Source organism: Falsihalocynthiibacter arcticus (assembly GCF_000812665.2).
Taxonomy (GTDB): domain Bacteria; phylum Pseudomonadota; class Alphaproteobacteria; order Rhodobacterales; family Rhodobacteraceae; genus Falsihalocynthiibacter; species Falsihalocynthiibacter arcticus.
In genome coordinates, this window is the sequence record NZ_CP014327.1 from 3,091,062 (window position 1) to 3,106,672 (window position 15,611).

At 54.6% G+C, this 15,611-nt stretch carries 13 protein-coding genes and 1 pseudogene; 9 read left to right on the plus strand and 5 right to left on the minus strand.

Annotated features, from left to right (window positions below):
• Positions 1-12 precede the first annotated feature (12 nt).
• The 3 genes from RC74_RS15265 to RC74_RS22305 all read right to left on the minus strand — a co-directional run bounded on the left by RC74_RS15265 (position 13) and on the right by RC74_RS22305 (position 1,504).
• Positions 13-255 carry a BolA/IbaG family iron-sulfur metabolism protein gene (locus RC74_RS15265; RefSeq protein ID WP_039002113.1) on the minus strand — a complete coding sequence of 81 codons (243 nt, stop codon included), beginning with the start codon at positions 253-255 and terminating at the stop codon, positions 13-15.
• Between the two features lie 104 nt (positions 256-359).
• On the minus strand, positions 360-728 hold the full coding sequence (locus RC74_RS15270) for a hypothetical protein (protein WP_052274807.1): 369 nt from the start codon (positions 726-728) through the stop codon (positions 360-362).
• A 251-nt stretch (positions 729-979) separates the two neighbouring features.
• Entirely contained in the window at positions 980-1,504 is a 525-nt protein-coding gene (locus RC74_RS22305) for a hypothetical protein (RefSeq protein ID WP_156477493.1), read from the minus strand.
• On the opposite strand from RC74_RS22305, the gene RC74_RS22310 reads away from it, so the two are divergent.
• Complete coding sequence (locus RC74_RS22310) at positions 1,481-1,828, plus strand: hypothetical protein (protein WP_156477494.1); 348 nt, start codon at positions 1,481-1,483, stop codon at positions 1,826-1,828. The genes RC74_RS22305 and RC74_RS22310 overlap by 24 nt on opposite strands.
• Before the next feature lie 67 nt (positions 1,829-1,895).
• Here RC74_RS22310 and purL read toward each other — a convergent pair whose 3' ends face one another.
• Positions 1,896-4,055 carry a phosphoribosylformylglycinamidine synthase subunit PurL gene (gene purL, locus RC74_RS15280; RefSeq protein ID WP_039002116.1) on the minus strand — a complete coding sequence of 720 codons (2,160 nt, stop codon included), beginning with the start codon at positions 4,053-4,055 and terminating at the stop codon, positions 1,896-1,898.
• A 408-nt stretch (positions 4,056-4,463) separates the two neighbouring features.
• A complete protein-coding gene (locus tag RC74_RS15285; protein WP_039002117.1) occupies positions 4,464-5,366 on the minus strand; it encodes a LysR family transcriptional regulator in 903 nt (300 codons plus the stop codon).
• Between the two features lie 157 nt (positions 5,367-5,523).
• Between RC74_RS15285 and RC74_RS15290 the strand changes: the two genes are divergently transcribed.
• The 8 genes and pseudogenes from RC74_RS15290 (at position 5,524) to RC74_RS15325 (ending at position 15,608) form a co-directional block, all read left to right on the plus strand.
• Positions 5,524-8,928, plus strand: a complete 3,405-nt coding sequence (locus RC74_RS15290; protein WP_039002118.1) for an indolepyruvate ferredoxin oxidoreductase family protein — start codon at positions 5,524-5,526, stop codon at positions 8,926-8,928.
• Positions 8,929-9,014: 86 nt separating this feature from the next.
• Positions 9,015-9,886: pseudogene (locus RC74_RS15295) on the plus strand (lysophospholipid acyltransferase family protein).
• A 39-nt stretch (positions 9,887-9,925) separates the two neighbouring features.
• Complete coding sequence (locus RC74_RS15300) at positions 9,926-10,738, plus strand: glutamate racemase (protein ID WP_039002120.1); 813 nt, start codon at positions 9,926-9,928, stop codon at positions 10,736-10,738.
• Between the two features lie 58 nt (positions 10,739-10,796).
• On the plus strand, positions 10,797-11,825 hold the full coding sequence (gene argC / locus RC74_RS15305) for an N-acetyl-gamma-glutamyl-phosphate reductase (protein WP_039002121.1): 1,029 nt from the start codon (positions 10,797-10,799) through the stop codon (positions 11,823-11,825).
• Between the two features lie 6 nt (positions 11,826-11,831).
• Positions 11,832-12,269, plus strand: coding sequence for a cytochrome c maturation protein CcmE (ccmE, locus tag RC74_RS15310; protein ID WP_039002122.1), 438 nt, complete (start codon positions 11,832-11,834; stop codon positions 12,267-12,269).
• Positions 12,270-12,359: 90 nt separating this feature from the next.
• Positions 12,360-12,971 (plus strand): holin-associated N-acetylmuramidase, encoded by a 612-nt coding sequence (locus RC74_RS15315; protein WP_039002123.1) that lies wholly within the window; start codon positions 12,360-12,362, stop codon positions 12,969-12,971.
• The gene (locus tag RC74_RS15320) at positions 12,962-13,531 is read left to right on the plus strand and encodes a holin family protein (protein ID WP_039002124.1); all 570 of its coding nucleotides are present in this window, start codon (positions 12,962-12,964) and stop codon (positions 13,529-13,531) included. The genes RC74_RS15315 and RC74_RS15320 overlap by 10 nt, the downstream gene beginning before the upstream one ends.
• Positions 13,532-13,622: 91 nt before the next feature.
• On the plus strand, positions 13,623-15,608 hold the full coding sequence (locus RC74_RS15325; RefSeq protein WP_039002125.1) for a heme lyase CcmF/NrfE family subunit: 1,986 nt from the start codon (positions 13,623-13,625) through the stop codon (positions 15,606-15,608).
• Positions 15,609-15,611: the final 3 nt, after the last annotated feature.

Sequence of the window (15,611 nt, forward strand, 5' to 3'; positions counted from 1 at the left end):
CGGTTGGGCCCGTTATTCTGGAACTTTGGTGGTCAAGGCGAGGGCGTGAAGTGCGCCGGCGTTGCCATCCATTGCGCCCTTTAGGCTCGCGTAAACGGCGCGTTGTTGTTGGACGCGGTTTTTGCCGCGAAAACTTTCGTCTGTCACTTCTGCCGCCCAGTGGTTTCCGTCGCCAGCCAAATCCGTAATGGAAATTTTGGCGTTCGGAAATTCCGCGCGGATCAGATCTTCGATATCGTGGGCTTGCATCGCCATAGGGAGGGTCCTCTTTCGTTGCCCAAGAGATAACGCCGTGTTCACTGTGATTCAAGAGGAGAGCCACAGTGATTGAACGGCGCGATGTCGCAAGGCGGTCAATGCTATTTTGTTTGTTGCGCCGTTAAGTGAGATTTAAGCGCAGCTAGGAAATCCATCACCTGTTTTTGGGTGTCACGGATTGGAAATGCATCAAACTCCGCGCGGGTCCAACCTGTTTGGGGGAAAAGCCGTGCAATAAAGCTGTCACAGGTTTGTAATTGAGTGGGCGGGAGCGCAAGGGTCTGCGCGGTAAAGAGCAATTCGAGCAACGTATGGATTTTGCGCATTTTGGCAAAATCCTCGCTCATTTGTCCCAAGAGGCTTGGGTCTTGTTGCCAAGAAATCCCATCATAGAGATCCTGAACCACGCGTTGCCCCGCGCCAAGGCAATCATAGGCGATACAGCCCGAAAAGCCTTTATCCTTGAGCATGTCATGTATTCTGCAAAGCCCTGTTGGCGCGAGATTGGGACAGGCGACGCCTGCGGGTTTCTCAAGGGCGAACTTGGTAGATTTCTCGATATGCAGCGCCACACAACAGAGTGAAGCGCAATGAAGGCAATCAGGGACGAGATCAATTGTGCTAGACGGGGACGGATGCATTTAGAAACCTTAGAGCGAGACAGGGGATAGGTTTTGACGGGAATGAATTCTCTTGACCAAACCTTAGTCGGCGGCTTTTGTTAATGCCCAATTTTAGGGGAACGCCCCAACAGCTCAAAGAGGCCATCGGGCAGGTTGCGCATAATCTTGCGTCGAATGCGGGCGCGCAGCGACATATCGGGGAGGGGAGGCGGTACGGGGAACACGCGGACCTTTGAAAAATCAAAGGTGCTTAGAGTGCTCCGAAGAAGGGCCGGATCGTTTTCGCGCAAACAATGGAGGAAGCTTTCTTTTAGCACGCCAGCTGTCAGTAATTTGGCCGGTACCCCGTGGCCAATCCCCAGCACAGGGATGTCTTGAAACCGCTCGTTGAGTGCTTCCTTGACCCTTCGGGCGTGGAATCCGTCTGGGTGATCGGGATCATAAATTCCCCAGACTTTTTTAGGCGTTTTTAACCCCGCGAGCGCGTCATTGAACGGGGGGGGCCATCCGAGGTTTTGCCGCATTTCAAAGCGCTTTTCTCGGGGTATAATATCAAAGGAAGCCGTGGTGAGCGGCGCGAAGGTAATCACGTTATCCGCATGCAGAAGATCGGCGAACGCCATGGCGGCGAAACTGCCCATGCTGTGCCCTGCGGTGTGAATGCGTTCAAATTTTTGGAGTTGATTCTGCAGGGCATTGGAGCCAAGAAAATCGTGAATTTCCACATGCCTATACCAGTGAACGGAGTGGGCGAGAACACTCATTACGGCGTAGCCCTGCCTGAGCAAAAAGGGCTCCGCGAATCCCAGTCGCTCAAAGTTGTTGCGCACAATTCCGTTCCCACCCGATTCAAAACCGACAACAACCTCGGTCGCTTTTTGCGGGGAAGTTATTCGAATTACCGCACTTTCCAATTTAATAATTTCCGGAACAACCGCCATCAATAATAACCCCAAACCAATACAATGAGACCACAAAATAATCCTGTGATCTCATATAGTATTTGGGGGGACGTCAACTGAAAACGTCAGAGAACGTCGACCGGAAGGTTGCGGACAGCTCAGAAAGCGGGGCGGAGGAGGAGCCAAATTGCACGGTATCGCCGCCAAATTTCCCGACACTCTCGATAAAGATGCCAGCGGCCCCAGCGGCACTCATGAGCGCTTCGGCTTGATCGAAGTTACAGGCCACAAGATAGCGCGCTTGGTCTTCGCCAAAGAGGGTCGGGGTTTCGTCGCTGGTGAGATGAACGCCAACGCCTGCGGCCTCCGCGAGTTCAAAGGCGGCAAGGGCGAGGCCACCGTCGGAAAGGTCGGTACAGACTTTGATCAAGTCGCGGTTTGCGAGGATGAAATCGCCGTGTTTGCGTTCGGCGGCGAGGTCCACGTGAGGCGCGTCGCCTTCTTCGCGGCTAAAGACTTCGGCGAGGAGGGCGGATTGGCCGAGGTGGCCGAAGGTTTCGCCGATCACCATGGCCACGTGGCCATCGCGGACTTCGCCCGAAATGGCTTCTTCGCCTGCTGCGATCAGGCCGACTGCGCCAATGGTTGGCGTGGGCAAAATGCCCGTGCCGTCAGTTTCGTTATATAGGCTGACGTTACCCGAAACGATGGGCATATCCAGTGCGAGGACCGCTTCGGCGATGCCTTTGATCGCACCGACGAATTGGCCCATGATCTCGGGCTTTTCGGGGTTGCCGAAATTCATATTGTCGGTAGTGGCAAGGCCACGCGCGCCGACGGCCACAAGGTTGCGATAGGCTTCGGCGACGGCTTGCTTGCCGCCCTCAAAAGGGTTGGCTTTTACGTAGCGCGGCGTCACGTCCGAGGTGAAGGCCAGCTGTTTGTCGGTGCCATGCACGCGCACAATGCCCGAACCTGCGCCCGGATTGCGGGAGGTGTCGGCCATAACCATCGTGTCATACTGCTCATAGACCCATTGCTTGGAGGCATAGTTGGGGCAGGAAATCAGCGCTTTGAGGCCGTCGATGGGATCAATGCTGGGCACATCGCCAAGGGGTTCGGCAGCTGGTGTTTCGACCCAAGGGCGGTCATATTCGGGCGCGGAGCCCGAGAGCGTTGCCAAGGGCAAGTCGGCTTTGACTTCGCCATTATGAAGCACGAGGAAACGGTCCTCGGCGATGGTTTCGCCGACAATGGCAAAATCAAGGTCCCATTTTACAAAAACCGCTCGGGCTTCGGCTTCGAGTTCGGGTTTAAGGACCATCAACATGCGCTCTTGGCTTTCCGAGAGCATCATTTCATAGGCGGTCATGTTTTCTTCGCGTTGGGGCACATCTTCGAGGTTGAGTTTGACACCCAAGCCGCCCTTGTCGCCCATTTCAACAGCGGAGCAGGTGAGGCCCGCAGCTCCCATGTCTTGGATCGAGATCACAGCGCCCGTGGCCATCAATTCAAGCGTGGCTTCCATCAAGCGTTTTTCGGTGAAGGGGTCGCCGACCTGAACGGTGGGGCGTTTATCCTCAATGGTGTCGTCGAATTCTGCCGAGGCCATCGTCGCGCCACCCACGCCATCACGGCCGGTTTTTGCGCCGAGATACACGACGGGCATGCCGATGCCAGAGGCTGCGGAGTAGAAAATCTTGTCGGTATCCGCGAGGCCCGCCGCGAAGGCATTGACCAGACAGTTGCCGTTATAGGCCTCGTGGAAGCGCACTTCTCCGCCCACGGTCGGCACGCCAAAACAGTTGCCATAGCCGCCAACGCCCGCAACCACGCCGTTGAGCACGGATTTGGTTTTCGGGTGCGCAGGTACACCAAAGGAGAGCGAATTCATTGCCGCAATTGGACGTGCGCCCATGGTGAAGACATCGCGCAGAATGCCGCCAACACCGGTAGCAGCCCCTTGATAGGGCTCAATATAGCTTGGGTGATTGTGGCTTTCCATTTTGAAGACGACGCATTGACCATCGCCAATATCAACGATGCCCGCGTTTTCGCCAGGACCACAGATCACTTGCGGGCCTTCGGTGGGCAGAGTGCGGAGCCATTTTTTGGAGGACTTATAAGAGCAGTGCTCGTTCCACATGGCCGAGAAAATACCAAGCTCGGTGAAGGTGGGCGTGCGACCGATGATGTCGAGGATGCGCGCGTATTCATCGGGGCTTAGTCCGTGGCTCGCAATCAGGTCTTCGGTGATGGTTGGCTCTTGCATTTCAGTCCCCATTTTGAAGTTGGGCATTCAATAAGCAAATAACGGGCCAAGGGGAAGGGGGCGCGACGGTTGCGACGCAATTAACAGGTGTTTTTCGCGGGACCTGTGTTTGGGGTGCCTTGCGCGGTGCTTAAATACCGTGCGGATTTCAAACTGCCCAAGGTTTCGGCATCTATTTCGCACCTGCAGAAAAAAGGCCGAAAAAAAAGGCCGAGACAATGCTCGGCCCAAGTACAACAGGGAGGTTGAAGTAATGTGAGTTGCCTCAGCATCAACTTCTAGCTTCATTTATGGGCACTAAAGCCGCGTTACAATAGTTTTTTCTGCTGCGAGAGCGCAATCCCGCTATGCGTGTGGCGCATATCTCACATAAATATGCGTGAAATCGATCCAGAAAGGGCCTGTTTTTTAGGCGCGATCATCCTGTAACCTCTTGCGATGAGCGAATATTTCCTCGGTTACGAAGTCGCGGAAGGCCGCAATCCGCTTGGATTGCCGTAATTCCTCAGGATACGCCAGATAAACAGGCACTTCGTTACTTTCGGCGTCCTGAACCACGCGCACCAGATTCGGGAAGTCTTCGATGACGTAATCAGGAAGCACACCGACACCCAATCCAGACAACACCGCTTGGAGCACGCCGAAGTAGTTGTTCACCGTCAGCGACAGCCGTGGCTCATAAGTCATAAGATGCTGCACGAAGCCGGAACTGGCGGCAACTTGCGCACTTTTGGTGCTTTGACAGATGAGGCGATGCCCCTTGAGGCCGACCAAGTTTTCGGGCGCGCCGTATTCATCAATATAGTCCTGAGTTGCATAGAGGCGCATTTTTACCGACATCAGGCGTTTGCGAATAAGGTCGGCTTGGCTTGGCTCTTTCATACGGATGGCCACGTCGGCCTCGCGCATGGGCAGGTCAAGCACGCTCTCCTCAAGCATCAGGTTGATCTTGAGGTCGGGGTATTTGTTGTAAAGGTGAGGCAGGCGCGGCGCGAGCCAGAGCGAGCCAAAGCCAATCGTCGTTGTCACACGCAATTCGCCAAACACCTCATCATCGCTGTCACGAATGCGCGCGGAGGCCGCATCAAGCCGTTTGCTCATGGCGATGGTGGCCTCAAACAGGAACTGCCCTTGCTCAGTAAGAATCAGTCCGCGGGCGTGGCGGTGAAAAAGGGTGGCCGTGAGGCTGTCCTCAAGGGCGCGAATCTGTCTTGAAACCGCCGATTGCGACAGGTGGAGGGTCTCGCCAGCCGCCGTTAGGCTTCCTGCTGCGGCCACTGCGTGAAATATTCTTAGCTTATCCCAGTCCATCTTTGCGTATTCAATCTCTGTTTAGGGTCATTTCATGCGTTGGAATACAATTAACGCTAACATGTTTGCAAATCCCAAACTTATAAAAAAAACATTTTGTAGGTCAGTCTTTTTGACCTATTGTCAAAATGTGATCGCTTTGAGGAGGATAAGCCCAATGTCTAAGCAGAAAATAACTTTGCATGACCGTTTTGATTTAGAGACTTCGACAGTCTTGTTGAACGGGACGCAGGCGCTTGTGCGTTTGATGATGATGCAACACGCGCGCGATGTGGCGGCAGGGCATAACACCGCTGGCTATTGCACGGGCTATCGTGGGTCGCCGCTTGGGGCCGTCGATTTGCAAATGCAAAAAGCCAAGAAGGACCTAGATGCGCATCAGATCACATTCCAGCCCGGATTAAACGAAGACCTCGCGGCGACCGCAATTTGGGGCAGCCAGCAGGCAGAATTGCGCGGCGAAGGCAAATACGATGGCGTGTTTGGCCTTTGGTACGGCAAGGGGCCGGGGGTGGATCGTTCGGGCGACGTGATGCGCCACGCCAATATGGCGGGGACCAGCGCGCTTGGCGGGGTTTTGATGGCGATGGGCGACGATCACACCGGCGAAAGCTCGACCACGTTGCACCAAAGCGATTGGGCGATGGTCGACGCCTATATGCCGATTGTTTCGCCCGCTGGCGTGCAGGAAATCATGGACTTGGGCCTGTATGGCTGGGCGCTGAGCCGATTTGCGGGCGTTTGGGTTGGCTTAAAAACCATGAAAGACACCGTTGAGGCGACCTCGATTGTGAATGGCGATCCCTTTGCAAAGGAGTTTGTGACGCCGGAGTTTGACGGCCCTGAGGGGGGCATGAATATTCGTTTGGGCGACACGCCTGTGGCCCAAGAGGCCCGCATGATTGATTATAAACGCAAGGCTGCCGAAGCCTTTGCGCGCGCCAATCGGATCGACAAACGGGTTTGGGGCCAAGAGGGTGCGAAAATCGGATTTGTTGCGGCGGGGAAAAACTGGCTCGACCTGACCCATGCGCTGCAACTCCTTGGGTTGGACGCTGAGGAGGCCGAACGCCTTGGCATCACCACTTATAAAGTGGCGCAGGTTTGGCCGCTGGATATGCTCAGCTTCCATGAGTGGGCCGAGGGGTTAGATCTGATTGTTGTTGTCGAGGAAAAGCGCAAATTGATCGAAGTTCAGGTCAAAGAGGCCATCTTTGATGACGTTCATGACCGTCGTGTTTACGGCTGGCGCAAGGGGGCGAGTAAGGAAGAACTCTTCCCGACGCGGTTCGCACTCGACCCGATTATGATTGCGCAGAAGATTGGCAAAATCCTCATTGAGGAAGGGCGCGGAACAAAGGACCTCAAGCAAGGGCTTGAGATTTTGGATATCGCGCAACGTGCAGATAACGCAAAGGAAATTGCGGCGCGTTTGCCGTATTTCTGTTCTGGTTGCCCGCATAATACTTCGACCAAAGTGCCCGAAGGCCATCGCGCCTATGCGGGGATCGGCTGCCATTATATGGTGCAATGGATGGATCGCGAGACCACCGGATTTACCCAAATGGGCGGCGAGGGTGCGAATTGGGTTGGCGAGGCGCCATTCTCAAAAACTGCGCATGTTTTCCAGAACTTAGGCGATGGAACCTATAACCACTCGGGTATCCTCGCCATTCGTGCGGCCCTCGCGGCGGGCACCAATATCACCTATAAAATCCTCTATAACGACGCGGTCGCGATGACGGGTGGCCAAACCAACGAAGGCGGGCTTTCAGCGCATCGGATTGCGGCGGAACTCAAGGCGATGGGGGTGGAGCATCTGTCCGTTGTCTATGACGAAAAAGAGGACGTCGATTTTTCGAAGTTCCCTAAGGGGCTGGATATTTACCCGCGCGATGACTTGATGGATGTGCAGAAAAAATGCGCCGAAATCAAAGGTGTTTCTGCGATCCTCTATATCCAAACCTGTGCGGCGGAAAAACGGCGTCGGCGCAAGCGCGGCACGTTTCCTGACATCGACAAACGGGTTTTTATCAACACGGATGTTTGTGAAGGCTGCGGCGATTGCGGCGTGCAAAGTAACTGTGTTTCGATTGTCCCCGTTGAGACCGAATTGGGCCGCAAACGCGCGATTGATCAGAGCAGTTGCAACAAGGATTTCTCCTGTGTAAATGGTTTTTGCCCGTCTTTTGTGACACTGCAAGGCGCGCAGGTGCGCAAAGCGGCCACGGCGACCTTGGAATTACCAGCGCTTCCTTGCCCCGTTTTGCCGACTATTTCCGGCACCCATAACATCGTGATCACGGGCGTCGGCGGCACAGGTGTTGTCACCATCGGTGCGATCCTCGCTATGGCGGCCCATATGGACGGCAAAGGCGCTGGCATGATGGAAATGGCGGGGCTGGCGCAAAAGGGCGGAGCTGTGCATATCCATTGTCGTTTGGCGAACTCTCCCAGCGATATCAGTGCGATACGCGTGGCGACAGGCGAGGCGGATGCGGTGATTGGCGGCGATTTGGTAACAACGGCAGGGGCCAAAACGCTCGGCCTTATGAAGGTTGGAAAAACCGGCGCTGTGGTCAACAGCCACGAGATTATCACCGGCGATTTCACCCGCGACACGGGCTTCAAACTGCCAATGGATCAACTTGCGCTGGCTTTGGAAGCGCGCCTGCAAGATCGGTTGCAGATGTTCGATGCCTCGGCCCTAGCGAAGGCTTTGCTCGGGGACAGTATTTTCTCGAATATGATGATGCTCGGGGCGGCTTGGCAGCGTGGACTTGTGCCGCTCACCTATGCTTCGATCATAGAGGCGATTGTGCTGAACAAGGCTGCAGTTGACGCGAATAAATGCGCGTTTGAGATCGGTCGTTGGGCCGCACTTTATCCTGAGAAAGCCCAAGAGGCCTGTGCGAAACCTGTTGAAGCTCCGCTGAGTTTGGACGCGTTGATCGACTATCGTGCAACCCATCTTGAAGCCTTCCAAAACGCGGATTTGGCGGCAAAATTCCGTGCACGTTTAGACAGCATTAGTGATCCGGTTTTGAAAGAAGCCGTCGCCAAAGGCTATCACAAGTTGCTGGCATATAAGGACGAATATGAAGTCGGGCGCCTTCATTTGGAAACCGAAGCCAAGGCGCGGGCCGAGTTTGATGGCGATTTTAAAATGACGTTCCACTTGGCACCGCCAATGATCGGGGGAAAGGGCAGCGATGGACGCCCCAAAAAGCGCGAATTTGGTCCGTGGATTCGGCCCATGTTCACTGTTTTGGCGCGGCTGAAATTTCTGCGGGGGACGGCGTTTGATCCCTTTGGGCGGACTGCTGAGCGCAAAATGGAACGGGCTTTGATCGCACAGTATGAGAACGATCTGGAAGCTGTTTTGCCGCTCTTTTCGTCGCAAACTGCGAGCCTTGTGGTCGCCCTTGCCGAACTCCCGTTGGACATTCGCGGGTATGGGCCAGTTAAGGCACAAAACGAAGTTAAGGCCATGAAACGACGCGAAGAATTGCTCTCGGGAATTCGCTCAGGCGGGACTCCAGCGGCAATGGCGGCGGAATAAGCTCAAGAAATACCCTCCCGCGCCGAAGTTTTTCTGGCGTGGGAGGCACAGACCCCGTATTGCAAAATTGAGCAATATCAGAGGGCATCGTGCGTAAAGATATAACACGAGACATTAGCTATGCGAGTTCTGCTCAATCGCGAAGTGGGCGAGCTGTTATTCGGCTTCTGGAAGGGGCGACGGGGCGCGGCAAAATCATCCGCCGTGCTGTTGGCTATGAAGCGGATTTGGCGCAGGGTGCCGACATCTGGCAAGTCATGGTCGACCGTTTCGGAATAGACCTTCACTTAAATGGGGCCGTGTCGGAAATTCCCAAAACCGGCCCTGTCATTTTTGTTGCAAATCATCCTTACGGGATTTTGGACGGCTTGGTTTTAGGGCATTTCCTGTCACGGAACCGCGCGGATTTTCGCATATTGGCCAATTCGGTTTTTGGGCAAGCGCCCGATATTGATCGGGTTATCCTTCCGATCAGCTTTCTGGGGACAAAAGAAGCGCTTAAGGTGAATTTGGACACCCGCAAGGAGGCGCTTCGCCATTTGGCGGATGGCGGTGTTATGGGGGTATTTCCTGGGGAACTGTTTCAACTTCTGCGAAGCTCTTTTCTCCTGCGATGGACCCAAGCTGGCGAAATTTCACGGCCAAATTGATCCAAAAATCCGGCGCAAAAGTGGTGCCTGTCTATTTTCACGGTCGAAACTCGCGGCTGTTTCAAATCGCAAGCCATTTGCATGCAAACCTGCGTCTTGGCCTCTTGATTTCGGAGTTTCGCGCTCGCATTTCAACGCGGGTGGACGTGACCGTTGGCGCACCCATCGCGCAACGGGATTTGGAAGTATACGCGAGAGATCCCAAGGCAATGATGGGATTTTTGCGACATGCGACATACGATCTGTCGCCGACGCCCCTGAACGCGCTAGACTATGGGTATGAATTCGAAGACAAGTATCGTGTTTAAACTAAACGGCGCGAAAAATACGCACCGAAAGGATACGTCATGGCAGTTGGCATTTTTGATTCTGGATTAGGTGGGCTGACGGTCTTGGATGCGGCTGAAAAGCGTATGCCTGATGTGCCGTTTGTTTACTTTGGTGATAATGCCCATACCCCCTATGGCGTGCGGGATGCCGATGATATTTATAACCTTACAACGCAAGGGGTTGAGCGCCTTTGGGAGGCTGGATGCGATCTGGTTATCTTGGCCTGCAACACCGCTTCGGCGGCAGCTTTGCGGCGGATGCAGGAGAGCTGGCTTCCCGAGAATAAGCGGGTTCTGGGCGTATTCGTTCCCCTCATTGAGGCCCTAACAGAACGTGAGTGGGGCGATAATTCGCCGCCGCGCGAAGTTGCTGTGAAGCATGTCGCGCTTTTTGCGACTCCGGCGACGGTCTCGAGCCGTGCATTTCAACGCGAATTGGCGTTTCGCGCGATCGGGGTTGATGTTGAGGCGCAGCCCTGTGGCGGAGTAGTTGACGCGATTGAGGACGGGGACGAAATTCTTGCCGAAGCCTTGGTGCGCAGCCATGTTGATGCCCTGAAACGGCGGATGCCAAAACCGGAGGCGGCAATCCTTGGCTGCACGCATTACCCCTTGATGGCAAAGCAATTTCAGGAGGCATTGGGCGCAGATGTGAAGGTGTATTCACAGGCAGATTTGGTGGCCGAGAGCCTCGCAGATTACCTCACGCGTCGTCCCAACCTTAAAGGGTCCGGTACAGAATCCATGTTTTTGACGACGGGCGATCCCGCGCGGGTGAGCAGTCGGGCAACTCAGTTCTTGCGACGAAAGATCACGTTTACGGCGGCATGAATTGCGCCCGACCTGATTACACACTACATACATTCCGAACATACATAAGGTCCCTGAAATGACCCATAAAATCGCTATCCTTGGCGCATCTGGCTATACGGGCGCAGAACTCGTCCGTTTGATCGCAAGTCATCCAAATATGGAAATCAAGGCTTTGACGGCCTCGCGCAAGGCTGGCCAATCGATGGCGCAGGTTTTCCCGTTTTTGCGGCATCTGGATTTACCAGAGCTTGTCACAATCGAGGAAGTGGATTTCTCCGAGATCGATTTGTGCTTTTGTGCTTTACCACATGCGACAAGCCAAGCCGTGATCCGCGAATTGCCTAAGGACTTGAAAATAGTCGACCTTTCGGCGGATTTCCGGCTGCGGGACCCTGCGGAATATACCAAATGGTATGGCGGGGTGCATGACGCGTTGGAGCTTCAGGCCGAGGCTGTTTACGGGCTTACCGAATTTTATCGCGACGATATCCGTGGGGCGCGCTTGGTTGCGGGCACGGGATGTAATGCCGCGACGGGGCAATATGCGTTACGGCCTTTGATTGCGGATCGTGTTATTGCTTTGGACGATATCATCATTAACTTGATCACGGGCGTGTCCGGAGCAGGGCGCTCGCTCAAGGAAAATCTATTGCATGCCGAGTTGTCCGAAGGGGCGCATGGTTATGCCGTTGGGGGCACGCATCGGCATTTGGGCGAGTTCGATCAAGAGTTTTCGGCGATTGCGGGCGAACCTGTACGCGTGCAATTCACGCCGCATTTGATCCCTGCCAACCGCGGGATTTTGGGTACGGTTTACGTTAAGGGTTCCCCGGAAGCGGTTTATAAATCCCTCGCGCAAGCCTATGAAAATGAACCGTTTATGATAATGCTTCCCTTCGGAGAAACGCCAAGTACGCGCCACGTTAGGGGCAGCAATTTTTGCCACGTTGGTGTGACAGGTGACAGGATCGAAGGACGGGCCATTGTGATGGTTGCGTTAGACAACCTCACCAAAGGGTCGTCCGGACAAGCGTTGCAAAACGCCAACCTTATGCTCGGAGAGGACGAGACCGCGGGCCTGATGATGGCCCCTGTGTTCCCGTAAAAACCAATGAAAAGTCTTAAAAAAACCCGTAGAATCCAAGTCATTGCCCTCGCCATTGTTGCGCTCATTTTGGCGACGGGATTGATTGGCTATGCGATGCGCGATGGGATCAATTTCTTTCGCTCGCCTTCTCAAATTCTCGCGGAACCGCCCGCACCGAGCGAGGTGTTTCGCATTGGGGGATTGGTGCTTGAAGGTAGTATCGAACGCGGAGTCGGACAAGAAATTCGGTTCACTGTGACCGATGGTGGCGCGGATATTCCCGCCGCTTTCAACGGAGTGTTGCCGGATCTGTTTAGCGAAAATCAGGGAATGATTGGCACGGGTTCTTACGTGAGCGGCATCTTTCAAGCTACTGAAATCCTTGCGAAACACGACGAGACCTACATGCCGAAAGAGGTTATCGACGCCCTCAAGGAACAAGGCGTTTACCAAGGCGAATAGCGCACGCAACGTTCGCACCCCTGCCAGATTATAAACTGATTATTGCGAATCTCTCGGGTGAGGGACTGATCCCTCGGAGTTGGGGGTATAGTGCAAGCAGTCCAAGAAATCGCCAAAGAAATCGTTGCCCGTGAAGGCGGGTTCGTGAACGACCCTGATGGTCCGGGGGGGGCGACGAAGTTTGGGGTCACCATCCACACGCTGAAACGTTTAGGCATGGATTTGACCCGTGATGGCATCGTAGATATCGCCGATGTCAAAGCGCTGACCCGTCAAGATGCGCAGTCTGTTTTCGTTGAGCACTACTTTGTGCGACCAAACTTATCCAACCTTCCTAGCGTGTTACAGGCTAGCGTGTTTGACATGTTTGTTAATGCGGGGAGCAATGCTGTGAAGGTTTTGCAACGGCTGCTGCTTGAAATGGGCCTTGAAGTGGATGTTGATGGCGCGGTTGGTCCACAGACGATTGCCGCAGCGGAAAAGGCCTATGAAATGGCACCAGATTATATCGCGGATGCCTATGGAATCGCGCGGCGCAATTATTATTACCGCCTCGCGGATGCCCGCCCAGCCAGTCGCAAATACGCCCGACGTAACGATGGTGGCAAAGGTGGGTGGATTATCCGTGCTGAACATTTCATCGGAAAACAATATCACCTTTCACCAGCCGAACACACAGCGAGGACATCGTCATGGGGTTGATAAATACCGTCTTTTCAATGCTTTTCGGCGGCGGCCGCAATATTGTCCGCGAAACCGCAGAAGTCTTTCGCGAGAATGCCGAGGCGGGTGCGCAACGGGCTACGAATCTGCAAGGACAGGCCCTTTCCCAACATGCGGCCGAGTTCGCGCAGCCAAGGCAAGGCGGCTTCGATTGTTTTATGGATGGATTGAACCGACTCCCGAGGCCCGCGATGGCCATCGGAATTTTGGGATTGTTTGTGAGTTCGATGATTGACCCCATTTGGTTTGCCAGTCGAATGCAGGGGCTTGTTTTAGTGCCAGAACCTCTTTGGTGGCTTCTTGGGGTGATTGTGTCGTTCTATTTTGGTGCCCGCCACCAAGTGAAATCGTATCAATTTCAACAGTCGTTAACGGATACGATGGTGCGGGTGCCCCAAGTCTTGAGCAACCTTGAGGAATTGCGCCACCTAACACCAACCAGTCCCGGTGTTGCTCACGCAAAGCCCGAGGAGGCGAGCGAAGCTTTAACTCCCGATGCAAATGCCGCGTTGAGTGCGTGGCGGATGGCAAAAGCCTAAACAGAACGTATCATTTAAATGTGACATTACGCGCGGGTAAAACCGTGCGTATTGCGTTGATCAAAGGGGAAAGAGTCGCCATATTCGCCGCATGATTATTGAACTTGGCCATGTCGCCCTCATCCTCGCCTTTTTGTTGTCACTTGTCCAAGCGACGGTTCCCCTTGTCGGGGCGCATAAAGGCTGGAGTGGGTGGATGGCCGTGGGGTCTGCCGCTGCAACGGCCCAGTTTTTGCTGGTTTTCTATGCCTTTCTGGCTTTGACCTACGCATTTGTCACCTCCGATTTTTCGCTGAAACTGGTGATAGAGAATTCACACACCCTTAAGCCAATGTTGTATAAAGTTGCGGGTGTTTGGGGCAACCATGAAGGCTCCATGTTGCTTTGGGTGCTTATTTTGGCCGGCTTTGGGGCCTGTGCTGCATGGTTTGGCGACAATTTGCCCGCGACCTTGCGCGCGCGCGTTCTGGCGGTTCAAGGGGCGATTGGCGTGGGGTTCTACGCGTTTATCCTCTTTACGTCGAATCCCTTCACGCGAGTTGCCGTGCCGCCCTTTGATGGCGGGGACCTTAATCCACTGCTCCAAGATCCTGGCCTCGCGTTTCACCCTCCGTTTTTGTATCTCGGATATGTTGGCCTCAGCATGGCGTTTAGTTTTGCCGTTGCTGCGCTCATCGAAGGGCGCGTTGATGCGGCATGGGGCCGGTGGGTGCGCCCGTGGACTTTGGCGGCGTGGATATTCCTCACAATCGGTATCGCGCTTGGCTCGTGGTGGGCCTATTACGAACTCGGCTGGGGGGGCTATTGGTTCTGGGATCCTGTTGAAAACGCAAGCTTTATGCCTTGGTTGATTGCGGCGGCCCTACTGCACTCTGCGGTGGTTGTTGAGAAACGCGAAAGCCTCAAGGCGTGGACAATTTTGCTGGCAATTCTGGCGTTTGGCTTCTCCCTAATCGGTACGTTTATCGTGCGCTCTGGTGTTTTGACGTCAGTGCATGCCTTTGCGACCGACCCTGAACGCGGAGTGTTTATCCTTGCATTGCTTGGGTTGTTTATGGGCGGGGCGCTCACGCTGTTTGCTGCGCGCGCCAATGTCCTTTCGAGCAAAGGCGTTTTTGGCGTCGTGAGCCGCGAAAGCGCCCTTGTTTTTAACAATATCCTATTGGCTGTCGCCAGTTTCGTGGTGTTTGTCGGGACGATTTGGCCGCTTATTGCAGAGTTGTTCTTTGATCGCAAACTCTCGGTTGGGGCGCCGTTTTTTGACACGGCCTTTACCCCATTTGTTATCGCGATTGCCTTGTTGCTGCCGATTGGGCCGCTCCTGCCGTGGAAACGTGCGAAGCTGTCCAAATCCTTGCGCCCGTTGCGCGCGGGTTTACTGCTCGCTGTATCCTTGGCGCTTTTGGTTTGGGCCATTCAATCAGAACGCAGCATTATGGCCCCCATTGGCGTATTTCTTGGGTCGTGGGTCTTGGTTGGTGCAGCAACGGACCTTTGGCAACGTACGGGAAGCAAACGACAGTCCATTCAAGAGCGCCTTGGGCGCATGCTTCGTCTCCCGCGCGGGGATTGGGGGCGTAGCGTTGCTCACTCGGGGTTTGGCGTTACGATTTTGGGGATTTCGATGCTGACGGCATGGGAGCAAGAAGACATCCGCGTCACCCAAGTTGGCGAACCCTTCACCGTGGGCGCCTATGAGATAACCTTGGCGGATGTCACGCAGGGGCAAGGCCCAAATTATTCCACAATCTTGGCGGAAATGCAGGTAAGCAAGGCAGGGAAGACGGTGGCAGTGTTGTACCCTGAAAAACGGGTATATCCTGTTCAGGGCATGCCCACGACCGAAGCCGCGATCGACAACGGCTTTTTGCGCGACATTTATGTTGTGATTGGCGATCCGCAAATCGATGGTGGCTGGGCGGTTCGCACCTATATTAAACCCTTCGCGAATTGGATTTGGGCGGGGGCGATCATCATGGCGTTTGGCGGTGGATTGAGCCTGTCGGATCGACGGTATCGTGTGGGGGCTGTGTCACGGCGCAAGTTGGTTCCTGTCGCACCTCAGGCTGCGGAGTAACCT